This is a genomic window from Variovorax sp. P1_H12_2 (assembly GCF_056405335.1).
On record NZ_JBFUCI010000781.1, the window covers coordinates 1 to 1,051 of the forward strand.

The 1,051-nt window shown below is 68.5% G+C and carries 1 protein-coding gene; it reads right to left on the reverse strand.

Features of this window, described 5'->3' with window-relative positions:
* Positions 1-40 precede the first annotated feature (40 nt).
* Positions 41-1,051, reverse strand: a 1,011-nt coding sequence (locus AC1D2K_RS35105) for a M14 family metallopeptidase (RefSeq protein WP_478095089.1), incomplete at its 5' end; no start/stop codon positions are given.

The following is a 1,051-nucleotide window of genomic DNA, read 5'->3' on the forward strand; positions in this document are numbered from 1 at the left end:
CCCCGACACGAAGTGCGGGGCAACCTGGGGGGCGAGCCCGTTACCTCGGGGAGAGCCCATCCACCGTTTGGAACATGGCCYGGCGGGCCTGGCTGATGATCTGGCCGCGCCAGGCATCGGTGTCGGTGTAGAAGGCCTCCAGCATCTTCGAGCGGATCGACGCCGCCAGATCGGCCGGGGCTTCCGGATGCTTGTGCAGCCAATGGTCGGCCCGGAGCGCACCCACCACCTCCATCACGGACACGGTGCCGTATTCGAGCGCGATGCCGGTGTACTCGGCCTGCGGGCATTCCTCGTAGACCGAGCCCCACATCAGCCCCGTCAGGAAGGCCGAGGTCGACGAGCCGTCGTAGATCGAGGTCACGGGTGCGGCCGGCGTGCCCCACCACGCGTTGGCGCGCGCATAGGCGGCCTTGTCGTCCCGGCAGGAAAAGATGCGTTCGCCGAGGCCGTTGGGACCCAGCCCCGTGTGAAGGTCGATCCAGGCCAGCTGGCGCGCCGCCTGCACCTGGGTGCGCAAGACCTCGCGCAGGGTGTTGTTGCTCCAGGTCGGGGCCTTGCCGCCGAAGAACAGGCCGTCCTCGAACTGGTACTGGCCGCGGGTCACGGCCGCCTGGTAGGCGGTCGCCCCGTTCTTTTCGATCCAGGCCGTGATCGCGGCCTCGTTGGCGGCGGAGGGCGGCCACTGTTCGGGCAGCAGCAGCGCGTGCAGTTCGGCGTACGCCTCGTTCACCGGCAGCGGTTGAGCGAAATCGAAGAAGTTGCGGTTCAGGTCGCAGCCCTCGTTCGTCACGCGGCGGCCATGCGAGAAACCATGCGGATTGAGCGCATGCACGTACAGCACGGCCACACCCTGCGCCTTCGCCTTCTCGCGCCATTCGGCATCGTGCAGCGCGAACACCTGCACACCGCTGCCGCAGTGGCCCTCGACCCCGTGGCAGGCGCTGGTCAGGATCAGCAGACGCTCGGCCTGCGGATCGCCGTCGAGCGCCACGTCCATCGCGAGCTCTTCGCCATCGCGTCCCTTCAAGGGGTGGACGTGGGAGCGCAC